Source organism: Clostridium sp. UMB9555A (assembly GCF_030222355.1).
Lineage (GTDB): Bacteria > Bacillota > Clostridia > Clostridiales > Clostridiaceae > Sarcina > Sarcina perfringens.
Genome location: NZ_JASORQ010000002.1, coordinates 777,450 through 801,019, shown reverse-complemented (window position 1 = coordinate 801,019; position 23,570 = coordinate 777,450). Strand labels below are relative to the sequence as shown.

Below are 23,570 nucleotides of genomic sequence, written 5' to 3'. Positions count from 1 at the left end.
TTTTATATTTTGTTCAATAATATTATGTTTATTAGGGTATATTATAAATAGGTTAAAGAATATTATATTAGAAAAGGTAATACATTGAAAAATAGCTTCTTAATAATTATATAATTTATTTTTGTATATTATGGGATTTTAGATTATTCAAAATGGATTTACATATAAAGAATTTAGATGTAAAATAAAGTTATAATATGAGAATTCAGATAATTATTAAGGGAGTTTAGGGCATAAACTCCCTTCTTTTAGTATTTATGGGTATATTAATTTCTTTAAAGGGGTGAAGATATGTATTTTAATAAAGTTTTCGGAATGAAAGAGTTTGGAAAAGATGAAAAGGTATTTTATAGAGTTGCTATAAGGGCAATTATTTTACAGGGTGATAAAATACTTATGGTAAAATCTAATACAGGAGATTATAAGTTCCCAGGTGGAGGAGTTGAAAAAGGTGAGACTCCAGAGGAAACTTTAAGAAGAGAAGTTCAAGAAGAAACAGGATACATATTAAATGAAGTTAAAGAAAAATTTGGAGTTTTAATTGAAAGAGATAGAAGAAGGAGAATGGGTTGTACAATTTTTGAAATGACTTCTCATTATTATCTTTGCAGTGTTATTGAAGAAAGAGGAGAACAACATTTAGATAAGTATGAGGAAGAGCTAGGTTTTACTCCTATATGGATTTCTTTAGATGAGGTAATTAGAGAGAATGAAAATATACTTAATCAAAGAGAAAAAATTAATCCATGGGTGAAAAGAGAAACTTTTGTACTTAAAAAGATTAAAGAATATTTAAATGAAAATTAGTTTTAAATATAAAAATACTTTATCAAAAAGATATTAAAATTTTTGATAAAGTATTTTTATTTGTACAGATTTTTAATTTAAATTATTATATAGTATACAAATTAAAATTCACTTAAAAATTAGCTTTTATTTAAGCTTTAGAGTTTTAGATTATTTAACTAATTTATTTAAAATTGGTATATGTTTTTCAATTGAAAAATAAATTTTTTGAACGCTTTTGCTTAAGAATTTTATGTAAAGTACGTTTAGTATAATTACAATTAAGAATGAAGCAACAACGTGTTGTGGATAATGGTGTCCAACATATACTCTAGAAATTCCCATTAATATAGATAAAATTACGCAAATTGTTCCAAGGATCTTATTATATCTATTTAATCCTAAAGCTATACTCATGCTGCCAACTGAATGACCACTTGGAAAAGATGAATCTGGCTTGTGTGGATATAATAGCTTTGCATTAGGATCATTTACAAAAGGTCTTGGAGCATAAAAAAAGTGACCTACAATAACGGCTAGAATTAAATTAATTCCAGTAAACACAATGGTGTCTACAGCTATTCCTCTAGCTTTTTTATTTTTATTTATAATCCCTATTAAATAAACAACAATTACTGTAGCAAAAAGAATATAGGGAAGTCTTTTTGAACTAAAAAGCATAATTGAATCTAATAATTGATTTTTTCCTGCTAACCCATTAATAGAGTTAAAAATGTCATTCCAAAAATTCATATATGGTTCTCCTTAATAATTTCTTCTTAAGTTATATTTATAAAATTTTATGATGCTTGTACATAAAATTTAAAATTAATTATACATAGTTTATTTTTAAAAGAAACTACACAAAAGTTACAAAAAATGAATTTTTATATAAAAACAAACAATAATATATGTTGAATTAAGATTATATTATGACTATATTTATTTTATAAGAATATTATTTGGAGATGTTAATATGAAAAAGACCTTATATGATTATGAAGAAGCAATTAAAAAACTACCTTTAAAAGATAAATATACAAAAGAAGAACTTTTAACAGATGATTTTCTTGTTGATAAAGAGGGTAATATAGAAATTTATTATGCTCCGCATAATGAATATATAAATTCTAAGGCTAAAGTGTTTATAATTGGTATAACTCCAGGTTTTAATCAAATGAGCACAGCTATAGCTACAGCAAGAAAAGAATTAGAACTTGGAGATAATATTAAAGAGATTCAATATAAATGCAAAGTGGCAGGGCGTTTTAGTGGAACCTTAAGAAAAAATATAATTAGTATGTTAAATGAGATAGAGCTTAATAAGGCTTTGAAGATAAATGATTGTGGAGAGCTTTTTGGAGAAAAGGATTATTTATTACACACTGTATCTTTAATTCCTTACTCTGTTTTTCTTAAGAAAGCCAATTATACAGGACATACTCCTAAACTTATAAAGAGTGATTTTTTAATGAAGTATGTTTATGAGAACTTTATTGAAGAAATTAAGAGTTTAGATGATTTTGAAAATATATTATTAATACCTTTAGGAAAAGCGGTTGAGGAAGTACTATTTAAGCTTAAGGAAGAGGGATTTATAAGTGAGAGACAAATACTTAAGGGGTTTCCACATCCATCAGGTGCAAATGTAAATAGAATACCTCAATTAAAGGAAAATAAAGAAAGTATGATTAAAAAAATTAAAGAGTTTTATTAACTTACATTAATTAAATTCCTAGTGGCTTATTATGGAGATTTCACTTTTATATTTAATTTTGAAAATTTACTTATAGTAGTCTTTAATATAAAAAGCTTTAATTTAAATTTTCAATGGGATAATATGGTGTGATAAAATAATTAAGTGAATTAAATTATTTTATCTAAGAGGGAAGTATATAATGAAGAATATTAAAATGAGATATCCAATATATCTTAAAGAGTTTAAGTGTATTGGGGGAGAATGTGAAGATAGCTGTTGTATAGGCTGGGATGTTGATATTGATAAGTTTACTTTTCAGCAATATGAAAGTGTAAGTGATAGTGATATGAAGAATATACTTAAAAGTAATCTTATTAAAAATAAGAGGTGTCAATGTGATGAAATTGATTTTGCTAAAGTGAAGCTAGGGGAAAATAAAAGATGTCCATTTTTAAAGTGTGATAACTACTGTGTTATCCATTCTAATCTTGGAGAAGAGTATCTTTCAAATGTTTGTACATCATTTCCTAGGGTAACTAATAAGATTGATGGAATTTATGAAATATCTCTTGCTGTAGCATGTCCAGAGGCAGCTAGAATACTTTTACTTAAGAAGGATGGTATTGAGTTTTCAGAAAGTGATGAAGACTTAGGGAAACATATAGTATCAAGTGAGGTTAATACTAAACTAAGTGAAGAGGCCTATCTTCCAGTAGAGTTTCTTAAGGAAATTAGAGAGACTAGTATAAAGATAATGAAAAATAGAAAGTTTTCATTAGATAAAAGGCTTTACATATTAGGTGAATTTATAAATGATTTAGAGGACGAGTATGAATATAATTGTCATAATACTTTAAGTTTTATAAAAGAATATGATATAGATACTGTTAAAGATTCATACGAAGAAAATTCTATGAATTATATTATTCAGGTTGATTTCTTTAAGAAATTACTTACTATGCTTAGGGTAGAAAAAAATATAGATAGTGATAGATTTAAGGAGTACTCAAAGGAAGTTAGAATAGGGCTTAATTTAGATGAAGAAAATTATTTAGCTAAAAATGCTCAAATGTATATAAAGGCTTTTGAAGAATATGAAAAAGAATTTATAGAAGAAAATAGTTATATATTTGAAAATTACATAGTTAATTTTATTTATAGCAATTTATTCCCATTCTGCGAGAGAGAATCAATATTTGATAGCTATATTATGTTGCTCATAAGATATACATTTATGAGATTTTATTTAGTTGGTATGTATATATATCATAAGAAAAATAAGGAGGTATTAAATAAATCTCTTTCAAAAGAAGAAGTAGTAAGATTTATTCAGTGCTTCTCAAAGGTTGTAGAACATCATAAAACTTATTTAATTGACTTATTAAATTATATAAAAGAGCATGATTTTAATAATTTAGAGTTTGTGAAAACTTTGCTACCTTAATTAAAGTGATAGATGTAAATTTAACTTCGTCCTATGTATATTTAGGATGGAGTTTTTTATTATATTAGGATTAAAAATATAGGTAAAGCTTAAAATAATACTTTATTTCCTATTTTAATAATTTATAATACAAACTAATATGCAAAGATATGGGTATCTTGTCTATCTTTTAAGTAGTTTTTTAAAGTTAAGTATGTTTCAGCTGAAACTTTTGATTTTATTGTTACATTTTGGGCAAAGTTTACTTCTATAATTAAATCATTACTGCTTTCAATTAAACTTTTTATTGCTTCATATGAACTATAAGAAGTTTCTATGAAGATAGAAAGCTTTTCTTCTTCATCTTCAGAAATACTTTCATCTCTATAGTTTGCTCTACAAGCACTTTGATCTTTTCTTTCTAAAACATATACCCTAAGTTTATTACTTCTAGGAAATTCAATTTTTTCTATGGTTCTTAAAAGCTTTTTTAATTCTTCTTTTGAAATATTAAGGAATTCTCTTTTTTCATATCCATCTTCATATACATTAAAAGTATCTTCAAGTTTTTCTATAATCACTTTTCTATTTTTCTTATAGGATCTTATATCTAAACAGTTATATAATTTTAATTCATCTAATTTTTTTATAGAATCAAAAGCGAAATTATTAATTGTAAACATAAATATTCACCTCACTTTAAGAATCTTTCCTAAAGTATATCATTTTTTAGTTTAGACTAAAATAAATTCACTTATTTGATTTATTTATAGTTATTATAGGTTTTTATAATTTTATAAAGTTTAATATTAATATGATTTTACTTATATATAAATTTATTTTTATATCATGGTACAGTTAATAGGATTATGCAATAACAAAGAATTACTGAGCAAAATACTAATAAATCCATAGTAATAGTCACTTCCTTAAATATTAAATAATTTGAAAAAATTAAAATGGGAGTTTTAAAAAGGTTTGTTAGGATTAAGTTAATAGTATATTGTAAAATAAGAGAGTTATATTATTAACTTTAAATTGCATATTATTTTATTTTATGAAAGAAAGTTTTGATTTAGAACTTTATGCTTTAGTAAAAAAGGATAAATTAAAGTATATATAGCTAACAGTTTAAAACTTATTTACAAAGAAACTTTAAATTGATAATATTTATATAGGATTTAAAAGATTTGGAGGGGAGCATGAAGAGTTACGAGAGAAAACTAAAGATTGAGATTATTACTATTTTGGTAATGATTGATTATATACTTATGATAAGAAGGGCAAGTAGTGAGATAGAAGAATCAGTACTTGCAGGAATTGCTCTTTTATGGACAATTTTTGCTTTAGGATACCATATATGGGATTTAAAAAAGCGTGGATTAACTTTAACAGATGGTATTAAAAGTTTTACTGATAGAATTAAAGGACTTAAGTATTTTAGTAGAATCTACACAAAAATGTTTAAATACGGTACAAGTATAATAATTATATTAGGTATGGTATTAGTTGCTTTAAATGTAATTAATACAGAGGTTTTAAATACTTCATTTATAAAGTACATTATAAACATAGGAATGTCTTTAGCTTTTTCATTAGGAATGACAGAAGCTATAGTATTTTGTATGGCTGGTATAGTAAGAATTATGGAAGAGAATAAAGAAATATAAAAAAATGCTTCACAATTTTGTGAAGCATTTTTTATTTATATGATTTTTTATACAGAAATAAAATTAAAATAGCATTATTTGGTATAATTAACTTTGTTAAAATGTGAAAAATTACAGAGAGGTTTTTATGATATTAAAATTTCAATATGAAAATAAAATTATAGATTTTGAATTAATATTAAGTAAAAGAAAAACTATGAGCATAGAAATTTCCGCTGAGGGAGAAGTAAAAGTAAGAGCCCCTATGGGCATTTCAGAGGAAGTAATTATTAGTCAGGTTAGGAAAAAAGGAAAGTGGATTCTTGAAAAAAGAGAAGAAGCTTACAAGCGTAATTCTAAAAAGGTTGAAAAAAACTATAAAGATGGAGATTTATTTATGTATTTAGGAAATGAATATTCATTAAAAATAAAGTTTAGTCCATTTTTAAAGAGGATTTCTGTTAGGATAATAGGAAAAGAATTAGTGGTTTATATGACTGAATATAATAAGAAAAAATTAAGAAAAGCAATTGAATTATGGTATAGGGAGGAAGGGTTAAGAATAATTAAAGATAGAGTTAATCATTATTTGAAGTTTTATCCTATAAATCCTAGAAGCATAAAGGTTAAAGAACAAAAAAGAAGATGGGGTAGCTGTACATATTATAATGATTTACTTTTTAATTGGAGATGCATTATGGCGCCTTTAGAAGTAATTGATTATATAGTTGTTCATGAAATGACCCATATGGTTCATAAGGATCATTCAAAAAATTATTGGAATTTTGTTTCAAAAGTTATTCCAAATTATAAAGAACAAAAAATTTGGTTAAAAGAAAATGGAATTATAATGGATATATGATAAGAATAAGTCCTATTAAAATTAATGTAAAGGATAACTTTAGTATTTTTATAATTAATAAGATAGAAATTATTTAATTAATATTATATACTGTATATGGATAAAATGTTAATTTTTTATCGAAATATTAAAATTTATTTGGTATCATTATTAAATAACATACTTCACAAGTGAGGGTAAGATATGAAAAACTACTATTTAGAAGAGGTTGTGGATGAAATTTACTATAAAGAAGGCAAAGAAAATAGAGAATTAAAAATAGATATCTTAAGTCTTAAGATAGAAAATGAATTAAAGATTATAGAAAATTTATGCGGCAATTGTAAAAGAAAAAATACCCTATATGAGGCTATAAAGAATATAAAAAGCTTATTAAAACAATATTATATAGTTTTCAATGGAACTCAAGATGCGTTATTTTTAGTTGAAATGCTTAAAGATGGAAATTTTAAATATGTAAGAAATAACAATGCATATCTTCAGGAATTTGGACTCAAAGGAGAAGATATTATAAATAAAACTCCAGAGGATGTTTTTGGAGAAGAGATTGGAAAAAGATTCTGTAATTATTATAAAAATTGTATAGAAGGTAAAAGAGTAGTTGTATTTGAAGATGATTTGTTTTTAAATGGGAAGAAAAGAATATTCTTAACGAAACTACTTCCTATTGTTGATGAGGATGATGAAGTTTTCATAGTAGGTTCAAGAGAAGATATTACAAAGAGAAAAGAAATGGAAATAGAGTTAGACAGAATGGCTAATTATGATGAATTAACTAATATTCCTAATATGAGGTTGTTTTTTAAATCTTTCAGAAATACTATAAATGAAAGCAAAAAGATGAACAAGAAGTTTGCAGTTCTTTTTATAGATTTAGATTGGTTTAAGGAAATAAATGATAATTATGGACATGATATAGGGGATGAAGTTTTAGTTTGTGCAGTTAAAAGGATATATAAATGTTTAAGAAAGGGCGATATCCTAGGAAGAATAGGTGGAGATGAATTTGCAGCTATATTAAAGGATATAAGTGATAGAGAAGAAATTGAAAAAATAGTTAAAGATATTCAAAACTCCCTAAGAAAAAGAATAAAAATAGGAGATGTTACATGTAATATTGACTCATCCATAGGTATAACAATATTTCCAGAGGATGGAGAAAAAATAGAAGTACTTATGAGAAATTCTGATAAGGCTATGTATAAAGTAAAAAATAGAGAAAAGGGAGGATATAGATTTTTTAATAATATGATTAGAGAATATAACTTTAAAAATAAAGATGGTCATGTCCATACAAAATATTGCCCTCATGGTAGTGACGATAATATTGAAGATTATATTGAAGAAGCTATAAAATATAAGTTAGATGAAATAAGTTTTACTGAGCATCTTCCTCTTCCTGAAAATTTTATTGATCCTTCGCCTTTAAAAGATAGTGCTATGAAATTAGAAGAAATGGAATCTTATTTAAAAGAAGGACACGATTTACAAGAAAAATATAATGATAAGATAAAAGTAAATATTGGAGTAGAAGTAGACTATATAGAAGGTTACGAGGTTGAAACAGAATTGCTTTTAAATAAATATGGCAAATACTTAAATGATGGGATTTTATCCGTTCATATGATAAAAGGAAATAAAAGATATTATTGTATAGATTTTAGCGAAAAGGAATTTAAAAAAATCATAGATGATTTAGGTTCTTTAGAGGAAGTATATAATAAATATTATGATACATTAATTATGGCCTTAAAAAGTGATTTAGGACCATACAAACCAAAAAGAATAGGACACTTAAATCTAGTAAGAAGGTTTAATAAGGAATTTCCCTATAACTACGAAAAACATATTTCAAAGATAGAGGAAATATTAGATCTTATAAAAGAAAAAGGATATGAACTTGATTTTAACATTGCAGGTTTAAGAAAAAAAGAGTGTAATGAATTCTATATAGAAGGAAAAGTTCTAGAAATGGCAATTGAGAAAGGCATACCTATGGTTTTAGGAAGTGATTCTCATTCTGCTAAATATATAAAATGTATAAAAGAATTCTTATAAATAATTTAAGATTTAAAGTAGAGTTGAGTTTAGATATTCATTATAGATATATCTAAACTCAATACTTTACCTAAAACAAAGTCCTATATTAAAATTTTATTTTTTGAAGAAACAATAAGCATTAATTATAATTAAGTACTTATTTTTTATTATTTAATATTTCTAATTCTTCAAGGAATATATATTCATTATTGTAGTTTATATAATTATTAATTGAAAAATCAACATTTTCTTTTACATTAAAGAATTCAAGTATATATTCATTTTCTTTTTCAGGATTAGCATAAATTTTAGGATAATGAATATTTATTCCATCTTGTGATCTTCCAGTTATCTTAGTTAATAAAGGTATTTCATTAGGTGATATTTTAGCATGTAAAAGCACAGTATCATTTTTTCGTTCTAAGTTATAAAAGTCAATTTTTTCCCCATTAAATAAATTTACTGTTTTGTAATAGGAAACTCCATTAGATGTTATTTTATTTTCTTGATTTTCATTAAGTTCATTTATATATTTAGCATCTTCAGATTCATATAGCTTATCAAGCTCTTCGTAACTATACCTAGTCTTAAATACGCTTAGACTTATATTTTCAGCATTTTTAAATTCATTAACCTTTATTCCATTAAAAGAAAATGAAGCTTTACCAAAAACTATTTTACCTAGAGTGTTAAGACTATAAGAAGCGAATCCGCCATACATTTTTCCATCAACGTTGAGAATGAAATATGAATTATTCATTTTCTCCTGATATTCAGATTCAGAATTTCGTAGAGTAGTTATATTTCCTAAAAGTTCAGTTCCTAATATACTTGAATTTATCTCTTTAAACTTTAAGTCATATTCACTTAATTTAGCTTGTTTTATTGGGAAAGAGGAGAACTCATCGTAGCTCTTTCCAAAATCAACTTTAAGTTCAAATTTTCCATAATCAAATGTAGAAGGAGAACTTTCAGATGACATTTCATGAATATCTATATTTATTATTGATTTTTCAGGAATTTTAGATGAATATTTAGATTCAATAATCTGAATAATAGTATAATCATCTATTTTATGAAAAGATGAAGTTGCTGAGATAAAATGAACATTTCCAATAGATGAAGTAACCATAAATCCAAGGGAATCTTCCTTAAGTGGTTCATTGCCAGTAATTCTAATAGCTATTAAAGATTCGTATGGTGTTATTAATATTTCTTCTAAGGTATATTTTCCACCTGTAACCTCTATAGATTTTCCAATATACTGACTATAATCAGCGTATTCATCATAAACTCCTAACATTTCATATATACTGTTTAAAACTGGAATGTTACTAGCTTTTACTGGAGAAGAATAGAAGGCACCAGTAAAAAGTAATATACTTAATCCAGCAATAGTAGCTGCTCTTTTAAGGAATAATGATTTCTTTTTTATGGCTTTTTTATATTTCTTTTTTATGCGTTTCTTTTCTAAATCATTTAATTCCACATTAATATGATCAAATTCATTTTCATCAATATTTAAGTTTTCTAAAGCATTTAGAAGTTCTTTATTATTCAATTTAAAAACCCTCCTTACTCAACAGCTCTGAAAGTTTAAGTTTTCCTCTACGTATTCTATTACTTATAGCATTTTCACTAATTCCAATTGACTCGCTTATTTCTTTAATGGAGTAGTTAAGAAAAAAACGTTTTATGAAAATTTCTTTATTTTTCTTATCAAAAGTTTTTATAGCAAAAAGTATTTTTTCTTTTATTTCCTTATTTTCTAAAGATGATTCAAGAGTAGTATCTTTGTTATCATAAGATTCTAAGCTTAAATTATCATTATGTTTTTTTTCTTTACGTAGCATATCTATAGATGTGTATTTAGTCATAACTATTATCCAAGCCTTAAATTTTTCATCACCTTTATTAAAGGAATCTATGTTGTTCCAAATTTTAAGCAATACATCATTGACACATTCCTCACTAAGTGTCCTATTATTCAAAATAGAATATGATACTTTAAAGATTAGATTCCCATACTTATTAAAAATATAATCTAAAGCTTTGGGATTTTTCTTTTTTAGTTGTTTTATTAAGTCATTATCTCTCATAAGAGATTATCCCCCTTTATTTCTTGTGAAAGTACTCTCATAATATAAGTCGTCATATTGAAAAAATATCTTTCACTATTTTATAAATTTTATTAAAAAGTAATAAAATAATGAAATTAATGTCACAAAAAAGATGAATATAGGTTATCATGATATTTAAATTAAGTCTGTAAATTTATTTTGATTTAATTGATAAATATTAATTAAATTAAAATAATTAAATAATGAAAAATGAGATAAAGAACCATTTTGCTAAGTTAAAAGAAAGTTAACATAACTTTACTTGGTCAAGACATAAAAATAATGTATTCTAACTATGAGGAAAAAAATTACAGGTGTGAGTGGGTTTATGATGGAGAATAGAAGAGCTAAATTCCGTAGGAAAAAAGCTAAAGAATTAAGAGTTTTTATGGGTTATTATATTTGTTTTAAATGGTATTCTTAATATTCATAATGAAATCATAAATTTTTCTATAATAGGGATATTAATATATTTAGAGATATATTTTAATGTTTAAAAATAAGTTAAAGCTGTTTTAAACAGTCTTAAATAATATAAAATTTAAAACTTTTCTGGGGAATTATACAATAAAAATATTAAAAAACATTGAACGTTTTCATAAAGGGGATTATAATTACATACAGAGAAGATATACATATTAATATTTTTTTGATTTGTTTTGGTACCGTTACCAAAATGTTTATAACAATTTATGATTATAATATTATGGAGGGTTAAATTTATGGGTAAAATTACAAGAGAGGCAATACATCATATAGCTCAAAGCAATTATTCTTATGGATATGATAATGAAACTTTGCATTTAAGGGTTAAGACCAAAAAAGGTGAAGTTAATAAAGTGGAAATAAGAATTGGAGATCCTTATATATGGGATGAAGGTGGTTGTGATGGAGGAAATATGAATGCCACTGGAGGACGATGGACAGGTGGAAAAAGTTATCCTATGAGAAAGGAATGCGAAACAAAATACTTTGATCACTGGATAGTAGAGTATAAACCATTAACCAAACGTTCAAGATATGGATTTATATTATATGGAGATGAAGAAACTCTTTTATTCACAGAAAAAAGAATAGAAGAATTAGATGGAAAGTATGATGAAGCAAAATTAAGTGCTATAGGAAACTTTTATTGTTTTCCATATTTAAATGCCATAGATGTTGCTAAAACACCAAAATGGGTAAAATATACTGTTTGGTATCAAATATTCCCAGATAGATTTTGCAATGGAGATAAATCAATAGATCCAGAAAATGTTGAGCCATGGGGGACAGAGCCTACTAGGGATAATTTTATGGGAGGAGATTTACAGGGAGTTTTAGATAAATTAGATTACTTATGTGATCTTGGTGTTAATGGCCTATATTTTTGTCCAGTATTTGAAGCTACTGAGAATCATAGGTATGAAACTATAGATTATTTTAAAGTAGATCCAGCCCTTGGTGGGAATGAAGTCTTTAAAAAACTTGTAAGTGAAGCTCACAAAAGAGGAGTGAAAATAATGTTAGATGCAGTATTTAATCATATAGGTTATTTTTCACCTCAATGGCAAGATGTATTAAAGAATAATGAAAAATCAAGATATAAGGATTGGTTTTGCATAAAGAAGTTTCCAGTACTTGAAAATGGCTTAAAAAATGTTGATGGAAATAATTTAAATTATGAAACCTTTGGAAGAATAGCAACAATGCCTAAACTAAACACAGAAAATCCAGAGGTTGTAGAATATTTATTAAAAGTCGCTAAGTTCTGGGTTGAAGAAATGGATATAGATGGTTGGAGACTTGATGTATGTAATGAAGTAGACCATGTATTTTGGAGAAAATTTAGGGAAGTAGTAAAAGGAACTAATAAAGAAGTTTATATATTAGGAGAAGTTTGGCATGATGGACTTCCATGGCTTATGGGAGATCAGTTTGATGCAGTTATGAATTACCCTGTTACAGATGCAGTAAAAGAATATTTTTGTTTAGATCAATCTAATCCAGAAGATTTTAAATATATGATAGAAGCTAATAAGGTTAGCTATTTAAGACAAATAGGAGAAACAATATTTAACTTGTTAGATAGTCATGATACTCCAAGAATATTAACTGTAGCTGGAGGAAATAAGGATAAGATGAAACTAGCTTATCTGTTTATGTTTACTCAAGCTGGTTCTCCATGTATATATTATGGAGACGAAGTTGGTATGGAAGGAAATCAAGGAATGGGTATGGAATTCCATAGAAGATGTATGATTTGGGATGAAAATAAACAAGACAAAGATATGCTTAAGTTTATGAAACAAATAATAAAAATAAGAAAAGAAAATAAGGAATTAAATTTATTAGATAATAATTGGATAAGAGCTAATAGGGATGAAAATATACTTATTTATTCAAAGGAAAATATATTTATCATTATGAATAATTCAGAGAATGAAGAAAAGATATATTTACCTGAAGAGATTAAAAATAATAAGGTTAATGATTTATTTGAAGAAAAAATTGAACTTTTAAAAGAAGATATAGACTTAAAGCCCTTTGCATTTAAAGTTTATAAAAAGCTTTAATATTTAATAAATTAAAAAAAGAGTAAGAATTTTAGAATGTATTATATTTTATAATTTTTACTCTTTTTATTTATACTTAGAAAGGATAAAATCATTATAGTTCTAAGGTGTTTTGTAAGCAATAATTAAAAGTGTAATTAAAACATTATAATAAATAAATTTGAATTTTTCCTGTAAATGATTACACAAGGTAAGATATGGTGTTATAATAAAAATATAAAGGAATTTATAAGAAGGTGAGAAGATGAGAGAGTTATATTTAAGAACATTAAAAAAGGAAGTAGTACCATCAGAAGGCTGTACAGAGCCAATAGCAATAGCTTATGCAGCATCTATAGCAGCAGAACATTTAAAGGGAGAAATAAAAGAAGTAAATATTTATTTAAGTAAAAACGTAATAAAAAATGCCTTAGGAGTTGGAATACCTGGGACTGGTGGAGTTGGAATAGAAATAGCAGCAGCTTTAGGAATCTCAATTCAAAAATCCTATAAAAAGTTAACCATATTATCTAATTTCACAGAGGATGAACTTAAAAAAGCTAAGGAAATTGTAGATAAAAATATAATAAATATAAAGCAAAAAAATACCCATAAAGCTCTTTACATAGAGGTAGAACTTTTATCTGAAACTTCAAAAGCTAAAGTTATTATAGAGGATACTCATACTAATGTAACTTTAATTGAATGTGATGATGAAATAATAATGGACAATAATAGTGAGGTAAGTGAAGATTTAGAGGAAGACTATAAGTTATTTAAGATAGCAGATATATATAACTTTGCTAAAGAGGCGGATTTTGATGACATAAAATTTATTTTAGAAAGTGCAAAAATGAATGAAAAGGTATCAGAAGAAGGGTTAAAAGGAGATTATGGCCTTCAAGTTGGAAGTAAAATAATTCAAAAGAGTAATTTTAATTTATTTTCTAATGATGCATCTAATAAGATAATTGCAGCCTCAGCAGCAGCCTCAGATGCAAGAATGGATGGGTGTGCAATGCCTATAATGACCACTGCAGGAAGTGGAAATCAGGGAATAGCTTGTTCAATACCAGTAGCTCAAACTGCTAGACTTTTAGATAAGTCTGAAGAGGAATTAGCAAGAGCTTTAGTTTTAAGTAATTTAGTTACAATAAGAATAAAAAAACACATGGGAAGACTTTCGCCTCTATGCGGTGCAGGAATAGCAGGGGCCACAGGGGCTTCCTGTGGAATAACTTATCTTCTTGGAGGAGATTTAGAAAATATAAATTATTGTATAAATAATATGATTTCAGATCTTTCAGGTATGATATGTGATGGAGCAAAGGAAACCTGTGCTTTAAAGATTGCCACAGGAACTAATGCTGCAATACAATGTGCAAACTTGGCTATAAATGGCATATCAGCAACAGCCAATGATGGAATAGTAGCAAAGGATGTAGAAGAAACAATTGAAAGTATAGAAACATTAATACAAAATGGATTTAAAAATGTTGATGATACTATACTTAACATAATGCTTGAAAAGAAAAAGAATAATAAGTAATAAAGATAAAAGGTTAATATTAATAATTAAAAAGTGCTTAAGAGCCTAGCTAAAGTTAATATATTACTTAGAATCTGTAAAAAGAAAGAATAAATAAAAATATAAATGAAAAAAGATTGTATTAATTTACTTTATAAAACTTTTAAATATATTTTTATAAATTATAAGTTTTATTATTCAAAGTTTTTAATGCAATCTTTTTATATACTTTAATAAAATAATAATTATATATTTTTTTTATATAAGTTTAGATACTTAAAATAAGTTTTAAAGAAAATTTTATCTAAAACGTTATATATTTTTGAATAAATTTTTCTTAGAAGCTAGTTTTACTAATAAAGTTGTTATTAATAAGGAGAGTACTAATATGACTAATGGACTTAACCCTGTTACTTCTATTAATTCGTCTAGTTCAGTATGTAATCCAAGATCAGTAAATAATGATAATAATGGATAGAAAATTAAGCATACTGAAATACTTAATACTGAACACATAAAAAATATAAGAGTAAATTTATGATATAAGCCATTTCTTAATGAATTATTAAATATAAGTACTAGTGCAAATAAAAATAATACTGGTATTGATATTCCTAGTATAAGATTAAGGGCATAAGAAAAATTGCCATAATTAGCATTTACTATTGTTATGCCATGATTAAATTCTATTTTTCCTCCACATAATAATCCCACCACAGCTTTTGAAATATCATGCAATAAATAGATTATTAAAAATGATAAAGCAATCATAATTAACGTTGAAATAGTATTTCTAAATTTGTTTGTCGTATTCAATTTTTTCAACTCCTTAATATAAGTAAATAGTGAATGTGAAATAATCTAATTATTAAATAAAAGATTATTGAGTTTAGAAACATTAAATTTAAGTTATTATAAAAATGAATAAAATGTTAACTAATCCTATATTAATATAAACTTTTTGTAAACATAAGTAAAGGATTAAATAAAATTTTTATATTTAATTTTATAAAAGAATAAAAAAGTAACTTTAGTGAATTTAAAATACTAATAAATATTGGGTGAGTAAATAAATATTTCTTTATATACAAACGTTTTCAATAGTGTTATAATGAAAATGAATAAAATGTAAATGTATTTTGTAGCTTTAAAGGTGGAGATTTGCATGAAAAAATTTATTAAAATTGTATCAGTTATTATATGTCTAGGATTAGGAGGCTTATTAATAGCTAATCATTATACAAGTTTAAAAGAAGAAAGGTTTAATAATATTATAGAAAATGCTAATGAAGCTATTGAAAATAAAGAATATAAGACAGCAGAGGTGTTATTAGAAAAAGCTAAACTTATGAACAATAAGACACATGTAATATGTAAAAAGATACAGAATTTAGAGTTTCATAAAGAGCAACAGGAACTTTATGATCAGGGATTAAGATTAGAAAAGATGAAAAGGTATTCAGAGGCTATAGATGTTTTTAGTGAAATTGAAGATAATTCAAATGATTTAAAAAGAAATAGTGAGGAGGAAATAGAAGTTTGTAAGAAATGCATGATAGAAAATTTTTCAAATAAAGCAGATAAGGCTATAAAAAGAGGAGATATAGAAAGAGCAAAATATATTATAGCTAAAATTGAAAAAGTAGATAGTGAAAGTCCAGAAATAAATATATTAAATATGAAAATAGAGAATTTTAAATCAGCCAAATAAATATCAAGAGTACTCTTGATATTTATTTGGCTGATTTTTTTAAACAATATCTTTTGTATCTAGAAAGGCTTCTTGCAGAATTAATTTAATCATAGCAGGAAATTCTCTAACCATATATTGAACTCTTAAAGATATAGGAGTTTTTGAAGGAAGTCCTTCATTTTTAATATTAAGATAATCTGCGATTTCCTTAGCTCTAAATAAATGAAAATCACTTGTTACTATTAGCACTTCGTCTTTATCAGCATGTCTTTCTTCAAGAATTTTTTTGCTGAATTCTAAATTTTGAAAGGTTGATTTAGACTTATTTTCTTCTATAATTCTATTAGGATTAATTCCTTTATTAACAAGAAAATTTTTCATAGCCTCAGATTCTGGTATTAACTCGTTGCTTCCTTGTCCACCTGAAACTATTACTTTAGTATTAGGATGTAATTCTAAGTATTTTAAACCTTCATCTAATCTCTCTTGTAAAATTGGACTTGGCTTGTCTCCATATAATCCTGCACCTAAAATTATTTCATATTCTACATCCTTAAGTTGATTTATATCTTTAAAATTCATCATTTTATATGTTAAAAAGACTTCAAAAATAAGGAAGACTAGGATAAGTAGCCCTATTAAAATGGATATTCCAACTAAGATTTTCTTCTTTAGCAAATAATCACTTCCTATGTTTATTATTTAAATCAATACAAATTTTATCCTTAAAACTATTCTCTCATATATGCCTTACATAATTATGACTTAAATGTTAAGGAACTATTACAATAATGTTTAGGTAAAATTTGGAGTTGTGAAATTTTTGATAAGTATATTGACTAAGGAAAATCTGATGATATAATAAATCATGTTTATATGAAAATGATTATCATTGACATGAGTTGCTGGTAATCTAATAAGGAAATTGGGAGGACTAAAGATGAAAGGACTTAAAAAATTAGCGATTTTAGGGATGGCAACACTTGCGGTTGGAATGTTTGTAGGATGTTCTAACAGTAAAACCAGTGAAGAAAGTAACACTAGCAATGAGAAAAAGATTGTTCAATCTGTAAAAGGAGAAGTTGAGATACCAGCTAATCCTAAAAAGATAGTAGACATATCTGGAAGTACAGAAGAGTTAGTTTTATTAGGACATACTCCTGTAGCTACAGCAAATGTAGACTCATACAAAACTGATCAAGTGCCAGAATATATGACTGATAAGTTAAAGGATACAAAAATAGTTGGTCATTCTATGATGGATACTGCTGATATAGAAGGGATATTATCAGTAGAGCCAGACTTAATAATAATGTCACCTAGACAAGAAAAAATATATGATCAATTAGCAGAAATAGCTCCAACAGTTATAATTAATGATAATGCAAATGATTGGGAAGCTAAGTTTAAAGAGGTAGCAAAATTATTTGATCAAGAAGAGGAAGCACAAAATTGGTTAGATAATTATTATAAAAAAGCAAAAGAAGTTGGAGAGGAAATCAAGAAAGCAAATGGTGATGGAACTTATTTATCTGTTTTAGCATCTTCAGGTCAATTCATGGTATTTACTGAAGGGGGAATAGGAACAATCTTAAAGAGTGATATGAGCTTACCTCAACCAAGTAAAATGCCAGAACAAGATAGCATAACATTGCCTACAGTTACACTTGAAGGACTTACTGAAATAGATGCAGATCATATTATAGTTTTAGGAACAGAATCAGATAAGGCTAATTTAGAATCAAATAGTGTTTGGAATGAAATGAGGGCTGTTAAGAATGGAAAGGTAACAATACTTGATGTAAGTCCATATTTTAGCCAAGCTTATAATCCAATGGGAAGAGAGCTTTTATTAGAGTCAATAAAAAATGAACTTGTAAAATAATTAAGATTTTTAGTAGGGACTGTATCAAAATATAAGAATACAGCCCTACTATTTAAGTTTAAATAGAAATTTTGGTGATACTTTAAGGAGGGCAACTTATGAAAATACGAAAGAGAAAGACCTTAGCTTATGGTTTAATATCTATAGGTTTATTACTTTTGCTTAGTGGGATCATTCTATCTATATCTATAGGAGCGAAAGAAATTGATTTTTCTATGATAATAAATGCTATTTTTACAAATGATGCAGATATAAATACTAATATAATTAGGGATGTAAGAATACCTAGAGCACTTTCAGCAGCTTTGGTGGGGGGATTTTTAGCCGTAGCTGGTGCTATTATGCAAGGAATAACTAGAAATCCAATTGCAGAACCTTCTGTAATGGGTATAACTCAAGGAGCTACATTTATGATAGCTGTAGCATTTGTTTTACAAAGAATATATCCTAATTTAGTTATAAATAGCTTTGCTCTTATGATTTTTGCATTTTTAGGGGCAAGTATAAGTGGTCTTTTAGTATATTTTATAAGCTCTAGAGCATCTAGAAAAGTTGATCCTGTTAAGTTAGCTCTTGCAGGAACAGCCTTAGGAACTTTACTTATATCCTTAGCAATGGGAATATCAATGTATTTTAATTTATCTCAACAGTTAAGTTTCTGGGTATCAGGTGGATTAGTAAGTGCTAAATGGGAAGGGGTAATTTTATTAGCTTTAATTGGAGGAATAGCATTTATTGGGGCCATGATTATGTCACCTAGAATAACAATTTTGAGTTTAGGAGAAGAAGTAGCCATAGGACTTGGACAAAAAACTAATCTTGTAAGGTTTATATCCATAATGATAGTTATATGTCTAACAGGTGCTTCTGTTTCAGTGGCTGGTAATATTGTCTTTGTAGGATTAATAATTCCTCAAATATGTAAAGGAATAGTAGGTTCAGATTATAGATATATAATACCTAGTTCAATGATATTAGGTGCTGTTTTATTAGTGTACAGTGATATATTAGCAAGGATTATAAACCCTCCTTATGAAACACCAATAGGATCTTTAACAGCCTTATTAGGAGTTCCAGTGTTTATATACTTAGTTAGAAAGGGAGGTAAGTAATTTATGAATATAAAAAAGAATCATAAATTTATATGGGTAACGGGAATTTTAATAGGTTTAATTTTTATTACCTTCTTAATAAGTTTAAACATGGGTTCACTTTCAATAGAGCCAGGGGAAGTTATTAAAACTTTAATTGGACAAGGTACAAAAAGTAATGAAATAGCTATATTTAAGCTTAGACTTCCTAGAATAATCATAGGAATATTAGTAGGAACAGCTTTAGCAACTGCAGGTACAATTTTACAGGGGGTTACTAAAAATGATTTAGCTGATTCAGGAATACTTGGAATAAATTCAGGAGCGGCTTTATTTGTTGTGGTTTATATATACATAATGAATGGAAATGTATATGATGGTGTAAGTAATTTAACTATATTTACTATGCCTATAGTAGCTTTAAGTGGAGCCATATTTGGAGCATTTTTAATATACATATTAGCATGGAAGAATGGAATAAATTCATCAAGATTATTATTAATAGGTATAGGTATAAATATAGCTTTCACATCATTATTAACAATATTTCAGTTAAGATTTACTACTCAAGAATTTAATAGAGTTATGGCTTGGATATCAGGAAGTATATGGGGAGCAAGTTGGAAATATGTATTAGCAATATTACCATTTATAATTATATTTATGGCCTTAACTATATATAAATCAAGATATTTAGATGGATTAAATTTAGGAGACGAAGTTGCTACAGGTATAGGGATTGAAGTGGAAAAAGAAAGAAGAAAACTAATTATATATGCAGTTATATTAGCAGGGGTAGCTACATCTGTTGCAGGTAGTATAGGTTTCTTAGGTTTAGTATCTCCTCATATAGCAAGAAAACTAATAGGGCCAAAGCATAAAAAATTAATTCCTATAGCAGCTCTTATTGGAAGTTTAATATTATTAGTGTCAGATACTATAGCAAGAAATTTAATTGCACCAATGGAAATGCCAGTAGGAATAATTGTATCTATAATAGGAGTTCCATATTTTATTTATTTAATGTTATCAAAATAGATATTTATATATCTAGGAATAAATTAATATTTATAAATAAAAGGCAATTAAATTTAAATTTCATCTTAGATAAATTGATTTTAAATAAAATATAAATATTAAAGCAACAAGTATTTAAAAATCTTATAATTAAAAGTTTTCACGAAAGCAGAAGGAGATAATTATGAATTGTATAACTACTGATAATTTAAATATTTCATATGGAAGTTTAGATATAGTTAAAAATTTAAATTTAAAGATACCAAAAGGGAAAATAACCACAATAATAGGTGCAAATGGATGTGGAAAATCTACAGTGCTAAAAACAATAGCTAGAATTTTAACCCCTAAAAGTGGGGAAATATATATAAATAAAAAAAATATAAAAGATCAACAGGCTAAGGAATTAGCAAAGGTTATGGCTGTTTTACCTCAAAGCCCTCAAGCACCTAATGGTCTTACTGTTGAAGAGTTAATAGCCTATGGAAGATTCCCACACCAAAAAGGTTTTGGTAAATTAAAAAAAGAGGACAAAAATATAATTCAATGGGCTTTAGAAGTTACAGGATTAATTGAATTTAGGGAAAGAGACATAGAAGATCTATCTGGAGGACAAAGACAAAGAGCTTGGATTGCTATGGCCTTAGCACAGCAAACAGATATATTAATACTTGATGAGCCAACAACTTATTTAGATTTAGCCCATCAATTAGAGATTTTAAATTTACTTAAGGAATTGAATGAGAAGCATGGGACAACTATAGTTATGGTTATTCATGAACTTAATAATGCTGCTAGATTTGCCGATTATATGATAGGTATGAAAGCAGGAAAAATAGCTTGCCAAGGTACAGCATACGAAGTTATGACAAAAGAAAATCTTAAAGAGCTGTTTAATATAGATGCAGAAATTATAGAGGATCCAAGAAATAAAAGACCAGTCTGTGTAACTTATGATATGTTGTAAAATTAAGATGATAATTTTTAAAATATAAATGTAATTCTAATAATAGTATAAGTATAGTTTAATAAAAATAAATCTTAGAGAATATTTTATTTTCTAAGATTTATTTTATTTATTAAAGTTTTTATGATTAATGAAATACTTAATATGATATAATAATATTTAATTGGGTTAAATTGGAATTTAAATAAAGTGTAATATCTATAAATGTAGGTATATTAAAAAGTATATTTATTAATTAGTATGAAATAAAGGTATAAGTATATTAATTAATTTTTAAGTTGATTTAGTATAAAAAGTAGAGAGGATAATTTATGAGTTTAAGGATTAGAGATATTAAGATAGAAGATTATAAAGAAATTAGTAAAATTAGAAAAATGCCTGGAGTTATGGAGAATATACTTTCCAATAAGGATGAGGAAGAGGAATTGATTAAGGAAAAGATTATAAATAGGGGCAAGAATCAGTATTGGTATGTTGCTGAAGAAAATGGAAAAGTTATAGGATTAGGAATATTAATGAATCATGGCAATTTAAGAAGGAAACATGTTGGAGTAATAACACTAATGGTAAATAGTGATTATCAAAATAAAGGTGTAGGAAGTTTATTAATGGATAAGTTAATAAATTTAAGCGAAAGTCTTAATATTATAAGGTTGGAATTATGTGTATTTAGAGATAATTATAAAGCAATAAACTTATATAAGAAGTTTGGATTTAAAGAAGAGGGAATAAAGGTAAAGTCAGCTTTGAAAAATGGAGAATATATTGATGAAATTATGATGGCAAGGATAAGCTTGTAGAGTTAATTTAGGGATAATATATATTTATAATTTTAAATAGTATAAATAGGTTTAGAGAATAAAGGGGGAGAGGTTATATGTATGAATATAAATTTATAAATGTGACTGTTGACAAATCATTTAAGTGCAAAAGGGGAGACTCCTTTGAAAAATGTAAAGATATTATAAAAGAAGAAGCTAAAAATGGATGGAGGCTAAAGCAGATTGTTACTCCAATTAATGAAAAGTCAGGTGTTAATATTATTTATGCTTATGAAATAATATTTGAAAGAAAAGTAGAAAATTATGCTTAATAAAGAACTTTTTAATAAGAGAATTTAAAGACTTTAATTTTAGCTATGGTTCTTTTTATTCCGTTCATATGGGGAACCAATTTAGCTGCAATATGGTTCAGTGATATGGGAAAAGAAAAAATATCTATTATTAAGAAAATAGTAATTTCATTTTTAGTATTAGGACCTTATTGGGTAGTGGCAATAAGTGGATTTTTTAAAAGATTAAGAAGAATATTAAATTACAAGCTATTTGGTGGGATATTCTTTATTATATATTTTTATTATTTCTTTCTTATAGATAGTATTGTAAATAATTTAAGTAAGTAGATTTCAATTAAAAATATAGATAGTTATATATTAATAAAGTTATTGGTTAAGTTTATTAAATAAAATATTTAAATATTGTATTACTATATTCTTTATAGGTAATTACATTATAGAAACGTATTTGATATTAATATAAATTATATGAAATCTAGGTGGATAACAAAAATAGTTGCTAAATAAAAGCAACTATTTTTGTTTATTTAAATATTACTTAACTGATTTTTTTATTGATTTCAAACATTTCTGATACATAGTATATAAAGCAACCTACAAGAGGTATTAATAAATAAGCATCTTCAAATTTAAAAACAAAAAATACACACTCTGTTAAAACTAAAATGGTGCCAATAATTATAAATGTTATACCTATTAAGTTTGCAATATGATCTTTATTTTTTATTTGGTTCACGTCATAGCAGTTTTCAATTCTTTTGAAGTAGAAAAGATAATATCCAAGTTTAAATTTCTTATTTTTAAATACATAAAGACCTACAAATAAAAATATTAATCCAACTATAAGAATAAGAATTAAAACCATAATATTTTCTCCTTTCACACTTACTTTTTATTACTAAACTTTTATTATAGAAAACTTTAGCAATAAAAAATAAGCGTATATGAAATATTATTTTTTAGTATTGTTTTAGTTAATAAAGGTTAAATCTAACAATATTGCTTTGGTATAAATCTACATATTAAATAAAAACTTAAATTTAATTTTAGTAATATTAAATAACAAGTAATATTTAAACAATAATATACTTATAATTATATTACTATTTTGAACCAATTTAAACATTTTAGAACAATATTTTCCAATGGAGAGGGGATGAATTTGAAAAAATAAAATTTTTCTAAAAAAAGTTTTATTTTT

General features: G+C 25.7%; 22 protein-coding genes. 15 read left to right on the top strand and 7 right to left on the bottom strand.

Going from position 1 to position 23,570, the window contains the following annotated elements; all coding sequences use genetic code 11:
- Positions 1-291 precede the first annotated feature (291 nt).
- On the top strand, positions 292-807 hold the full coding sequence (locus tag QP548_RS08970) for an NUDIX hydrolase (RefSeq protein WP_061426766.1): 516 nt from the start codon (positions 292-294) through the stop codon (positions 805-807).
- Between the two features lie 150 nt (positions 808-957).
- Here the strand turns inward: QP548_RS08970 and QP548_RS08965 are convergent, their stop codons facing one another.
- Positions 958-1,539: a phosphatase PAP2 family protein gene (locus QP548_RS08965; protein ID WP_061426768.1), complete on the bottom strand. Its 582-nt coding sequence runs from the start codon at positions 1,537-1,539 to the stop codon at positions 958-960.
- 223 nt (positions 1,540-1,762) lie between these two features.
- Here QP548_RS08965 and QP548_RS08960 point away from each other — a divergent pair, with 223 nt between their 5' ends.
- Positions 1,763-2,503, top strand: a complete 741-nt coding sequence (locus QP548_RS08960; RefSeq protein WP_061426771.1) for a hypothetical protein — start codon at positions 1,763-1,765, stop codon at positions 2,501-2,503.
- A 181-nt stretch (positions 2,504-2,684) separates the two neighbouring features.
- Complete coding sequence (fliB, locus tag QP548_RS08955; RefSeq protein WP_081109932.1) at positions 2,685-3,929, top strand: flagellin lysine-N-methylase; 1,245 nt, start codon at positions 2,685-2,687, stop codon at positions 3,927-3,929.
- Positions 3,930-4,063: 134 nt separating this feature from the next.
- Here the strand turns inward: fliB and QP548_RS08950 are convergent, their stop codons facing one another.
- Positions 4,064-4,591, bottom strand: coding sequence for a hypothetical protein (locus QP548_RS08950; protein ID WP_061426774.1), 528 nt, complete (start codon positions 4,589-4,591; stop codon positions 4,064-4,066).
- A 519-nt stretch (positions 4,592-5,110) separates the two neighbouring features.
- Here QP548_RS08950 and QP548_RS08945 point away from each other — a divergent pair.
- From QP548_RS08945 to hisJ, 3 genes are all read left to right on the top strand, one after another.
- Complete coding sequence (locus tag QP548_RS08945) at positions 5,111-5,578, top strand: hypothetical protein (protein ID WP_003455849.1); 468 nt, start codon at positions 5,111-5,113, stop codon at positions 5,576-5,578.
- A gap of 127 nt (positions 5,579-5,705) precedes the next feature.
- The gene (locus QP548_RS08940) at positions 5,706-6,419 is read left to right on the top strand and encodes a M48 family metallopeptidase (RefSeq protein WP_061426777.1); all 714 of its coding nucleotides are present in this window, start codon (positions 5,706-5,708) and stop codon (positions 6,417-6,419) included.
- Between the two features lie 183 nt (positions 6,420-6,602).
- Positions 6,603-8,477: a histidinol-phosphatase HisJ gene (gene hisJ / locus QP548_RS08935; RefSeq protein ID WP_061426779.1), complete on the top strand. Its 1,875-nt coding sequence runs from the start codon at positions 6,603-6,605 to the stop codon at positions 8,475-8,477.
- A 139-nt stretch (positions 8,478-8,616) separates the two neighbouring features.
- Here hisJ and QP548_RS08930 read toward each other — a convergent pair whose 3' ends face one another.
- Both QP548_RS08930 and QP548_RS08925 read right to left on the bottom strand, forming a co-directional pair.
- Positions 8,617-10,020: a DUF4179 domain-containing protein gene (locus tag QP548_RS08930; RefSeq protein ID WP_061426781.1), complete on the bottom strand. Its 1,404-nt coding sequence runs from the start codon at positions 10,018-10,020 to the stop codon at positions 8,617-8,619.
- A 1-nt stretch (position 10,021) separates the two neighbouring features.
- Entirely contained in the window at positions 10,022-10,558 is a 537-nt protein-coding gene (locus tag QP548_RS08925) for a sigma-70 family RNA polymerase sigma factor (RefSeq protein ID WP_061415327.1), read from the bottom strand.
- Between the two features lie 743 nt (positions 10,559-11,301).
- Here QP548_RS08925 and QP548_RS08920 point away from each other — a divergent pair.
- Both QP548_RS08920 and QP548_RS08915 read left to right on the top strand, forming a co-directional pair.
- Entirely contained in the window at positions 11,302-13,134 is a 1,833-nt protein-coding gene (locus QP548_RS08920) for a glycoside hydrolase family 13 protein (protein WP_061426783.1), read from the top strand.
- 244 nt (positions 13,135-13,378) lie between these two features.
- Positions 13,379-14,662, top strand: a complete 1,284-nt coding sequence (locus QP548_RS08915) for a serine dehydratase subunit alpha family protein (RefSeq protein WP_061426785.1) — start codon at positions 13,379-13,381, stop codon at positions 14,660-14,662.
- A gap of 291 nt (positions 14,663-14,953) precedes the next feature.
- On the opposite strand, the gene QP548_RS08910 is transcribed toward QP548_RS08915, so the two are convergent.
- Entirely contained in the window at positions 14,954-15,457 is a 504-nt protein-coding gene (locus QP548_RS08910; protein ID WP_061426787.1) for a hypothetical protein, read from the bottom strand.
- 349 nt (positions 15,458-15,806) lie between these two features.
- On the opposite strand from QP548_RS08910, the gene QP548_RS08905 reads away from it, so the two are divergent.
- Complete coding sequence (locus QP548_RS08905; RefSeq protein WP_061426789.1) at positions 15,807-16,352, top strand: hypothetical protein; 546 nt, start codon at positions 15,807-15,809, stop codon at positions 16,350-16,352.
- Positions 16,353-16,391: 39 nt separating this feature from the next.
- On the opposite strand, the gene QP548_RS08900 is transcribed toward QP548_RS08905, so the two are convergent.
- Entirely contained in the window at positions 16,392-17,012 is a 621-nt protein-coding gene (locus QP548_RS08900) for a YdcF family protein (protein WP_061426791.1), read from the bottom strand.
- Positions 17,013-17,274: 262 nt separating this feature from the next.
- Here QP548_RS08900 and QP548_RS08895 point away from each other — a divergent pair, with 262 nt between their 5' ends.
- The 6 genes from QP548_RS08895 (at position 17,275) to QP548_RS08870 (ending at position 22,387) form a co-directional block, all read left to right on the top strand.
- On the top strand, positions 17,275-18,219 hold the full coding sequence (locus tag QP548_RS08895; protein ID WP_061426793.1) for an iron-hydroxamate ABC transporter substrate-binding protein: 945 nt from the start codon (positions 17,275-17,277) through the stop codon (positions 18,217-18,219).
- Positions 18,220-18,317: 98 nt separating this feature from the next.
- Entirely contained in the window at positions 18,318-19,331 is a 1,014-nt protein-coding gene (locus QP548_RS08890) for a FecCD family ABC transporter permease (RefSeq protein ID WP_061426795.1), read from the top strand.
- A gap of 3 nt (positions 19,332-19,334) precedes the next feature.
- Complete coding sequence (locus QP548_RS08885) at positions 19,335-20,348, top strand: FecCD family ABC transporter permease (RefSeq protein ID WP_061426797.1); 1,014 nt, start codon at positions 19,335-19,337, stop codon at positions 20,346-20,348.
- A gap of 163 nt (positions 20,349-20,511) precedes the next feature.
- A complete protein-coding gene (locus QP548_RS08880; RefSeq protein ID WP_061426799.1) occupies positions 20,512-21,294 on the top strand; it encodes an ABC transporter ATP-binding protein in 783 nt (260 codons plus the stop codon).
- 311 nt (positions 21,295-21,605) lie between these two features.
- On the top strand, positions 21,606-22,094 hold the full coding sequence (locus tag QP548_RS08875; RefSeq protein WP_061426801.1) for a GNAT family N-acetyltransferase: 489 nt from the start codon (positions 21,606-21,608) through the stop codon (positions 22,092-22,094).
- A 77-nt stretch (positions 22,095-22,171) separates the two neighbouring features.
- Positions 22,172-22,387 carry a DUF4177 domain-containing protein gene (locus QP548_RS08870; RefSeq protein WP_061426803.1) on the top strand — a complete coding sequence of 72 codons (216 nt, stop codon included), beginning with the start codon at positions 22,172-22,174 and terminating at the stop codon, positions 22,385-22,387.
- 520 nt (positions 22,388-22,907) lie between these two features.
- Here QP548_RS08870 and QP548_RS08865 read toward each other — a convergent pair.
- Positions 22,908-23,234 (bottom strand): hypothetical protein, encoded by a 327-nt coding sequence (locus QP548_RS08865; protein WP_061426805.1) that lies wholly within the window; start codon positions 23,232-23,234, stop codon positions 22,908-22,910.
- Positions 23,235-23,570 lie beyond the last annotated feature (336 nt).

Excerpts from the sequence above, each read along its gene's own strand:
- QP548_RS08875 (WP_061426801.1), top strand. The coding sequence starts at position 21,606 with ATGAGTTTAAGGATTAGAGATATTAAGATAGAAGATTATAAAGAAATT.
- QP548_RS08865 (WP_061426805.1), bottom strand. The coding sequence starts at position 23,234 with ATGGTTTTAATTCTTATTCTTATAGTTGGATTAATATTTTTATTTGTA.
- QP548_RS08970 (WP_061426766.1), top strand. The coding sequence starts at position 292 with ATGTATTTTAATAAAGTTTTCGGAATGAAAGAGTTTGGAAAAGATGAA.
- QP548_RS08925 (WP_061415327.1), bottom strand. The coding sequence starts at position 10,558 with ATGAGAGATAATGACTTAATAAAACAACTAAAAAAGAAAAATCCCAAA.
- QP548_RS08905 (WP_061426789.1), top strand. The coding sequence starts at position 15,807 with ATGAAAAAATTTATTAAAATTGTATCAGTTATTATATGTCTAGGATTA.
- QP548_RS08880 (WP_061426799.1), top strand. The coding sequence starts at position 20,512 with ATGAATTGTATAACTACTGATAATTTAAATATTTCATATGGAAGTTTA.
- QP548_RS08915 (WP_061426785.1), top strand. The coding sequence starts at position 13,379 with ATGAGAGAGTTATATTTAAGAACATTAAAAAAGGAAGTAGTACCATCA.
- QP548_RS08895 (WP_061426793.1), top strand. The coding sequence starts at position 17,275 with ATGAAAGGACTTAAAAAATTAGCGATTTTAGGGATGGCAACACTTGCG.
- QP548_RS08870 (WP_061426803.1), top strand. The coding sequence starts at position 22,172 with ATGTATGAATATAAATTTATAAATGTGACTGTTGACAAATCATTTAAG.
- QP548_RS08950 (WP_061426774.1), bottom strand. The coding sequence starts at position 4,591 with ATGTTTACAATTAATAATTTCGCTTTTGATTCTATAAAAAAATTAGAT.
- QP548_RS08940 (WP_061426777.1), top strand. The coding sequence starts at position 5,706 with ATGATATTAAAATTTCAATATGAAAATAAAATTATAGATTTTGAATTA.
- hisJ (WP_061426779.1), top strand. The coding sequence starts at position 6,603 with ATGAAAAACTACTATTTAGAAGAGGTTGTGGATGAAATTTACTATAAA.
- QP548_RS08945 (WP_003455849.1), top strand. The coding sequence starts at position 5,111 with ATGAAGAGTTACGAGAGAAAACTAAAGATTGAGATTATTACTATTTTG.
- QP548_RS08960 (WP_061426771.1), top strand. The coding sequence starts at position 1,763 with ATGAAAAAGACCTTATATGATTATGAAGAAGCAATTAAAAAACTACCT.
- QP548_RS08885 (WP_061426797.1), top strand. The coding sequence starts at position 19,335 with ATGAATATAAAAAAGAATCATAAATTTATATGGGTAACGGGAATTTTA.
- fliB (WP_081109932.1), top strand. The coding sequence starts at position 2,685 with ATGAAGAATATTAAAATGAGATATCCAATATATCTTAAAGAGTTTAAG.
- QP548_RS08890 (WP_061426795.1), top strand. The coding sequence starts at position 18,318 with ATGAAAATACGAAAGAGAAAGACCTTAGCTTATGGTTTAATATCTATA.
- QP548_RS08965 (WP_061426768.1), bottom strand. The coding sequence starts at position 1,539 with ATGAATTTTTGGAATGACATTTTTAACTCTATTAATGGGTTAGCAGGA.
- QP548_RS08920 (WP_061426783.1), top strand. The coding sequence starts at position 11,302 with ATGGGTAAAATTACAAGAGAGGCAATACATCATATAGCTCAAAGCAAT.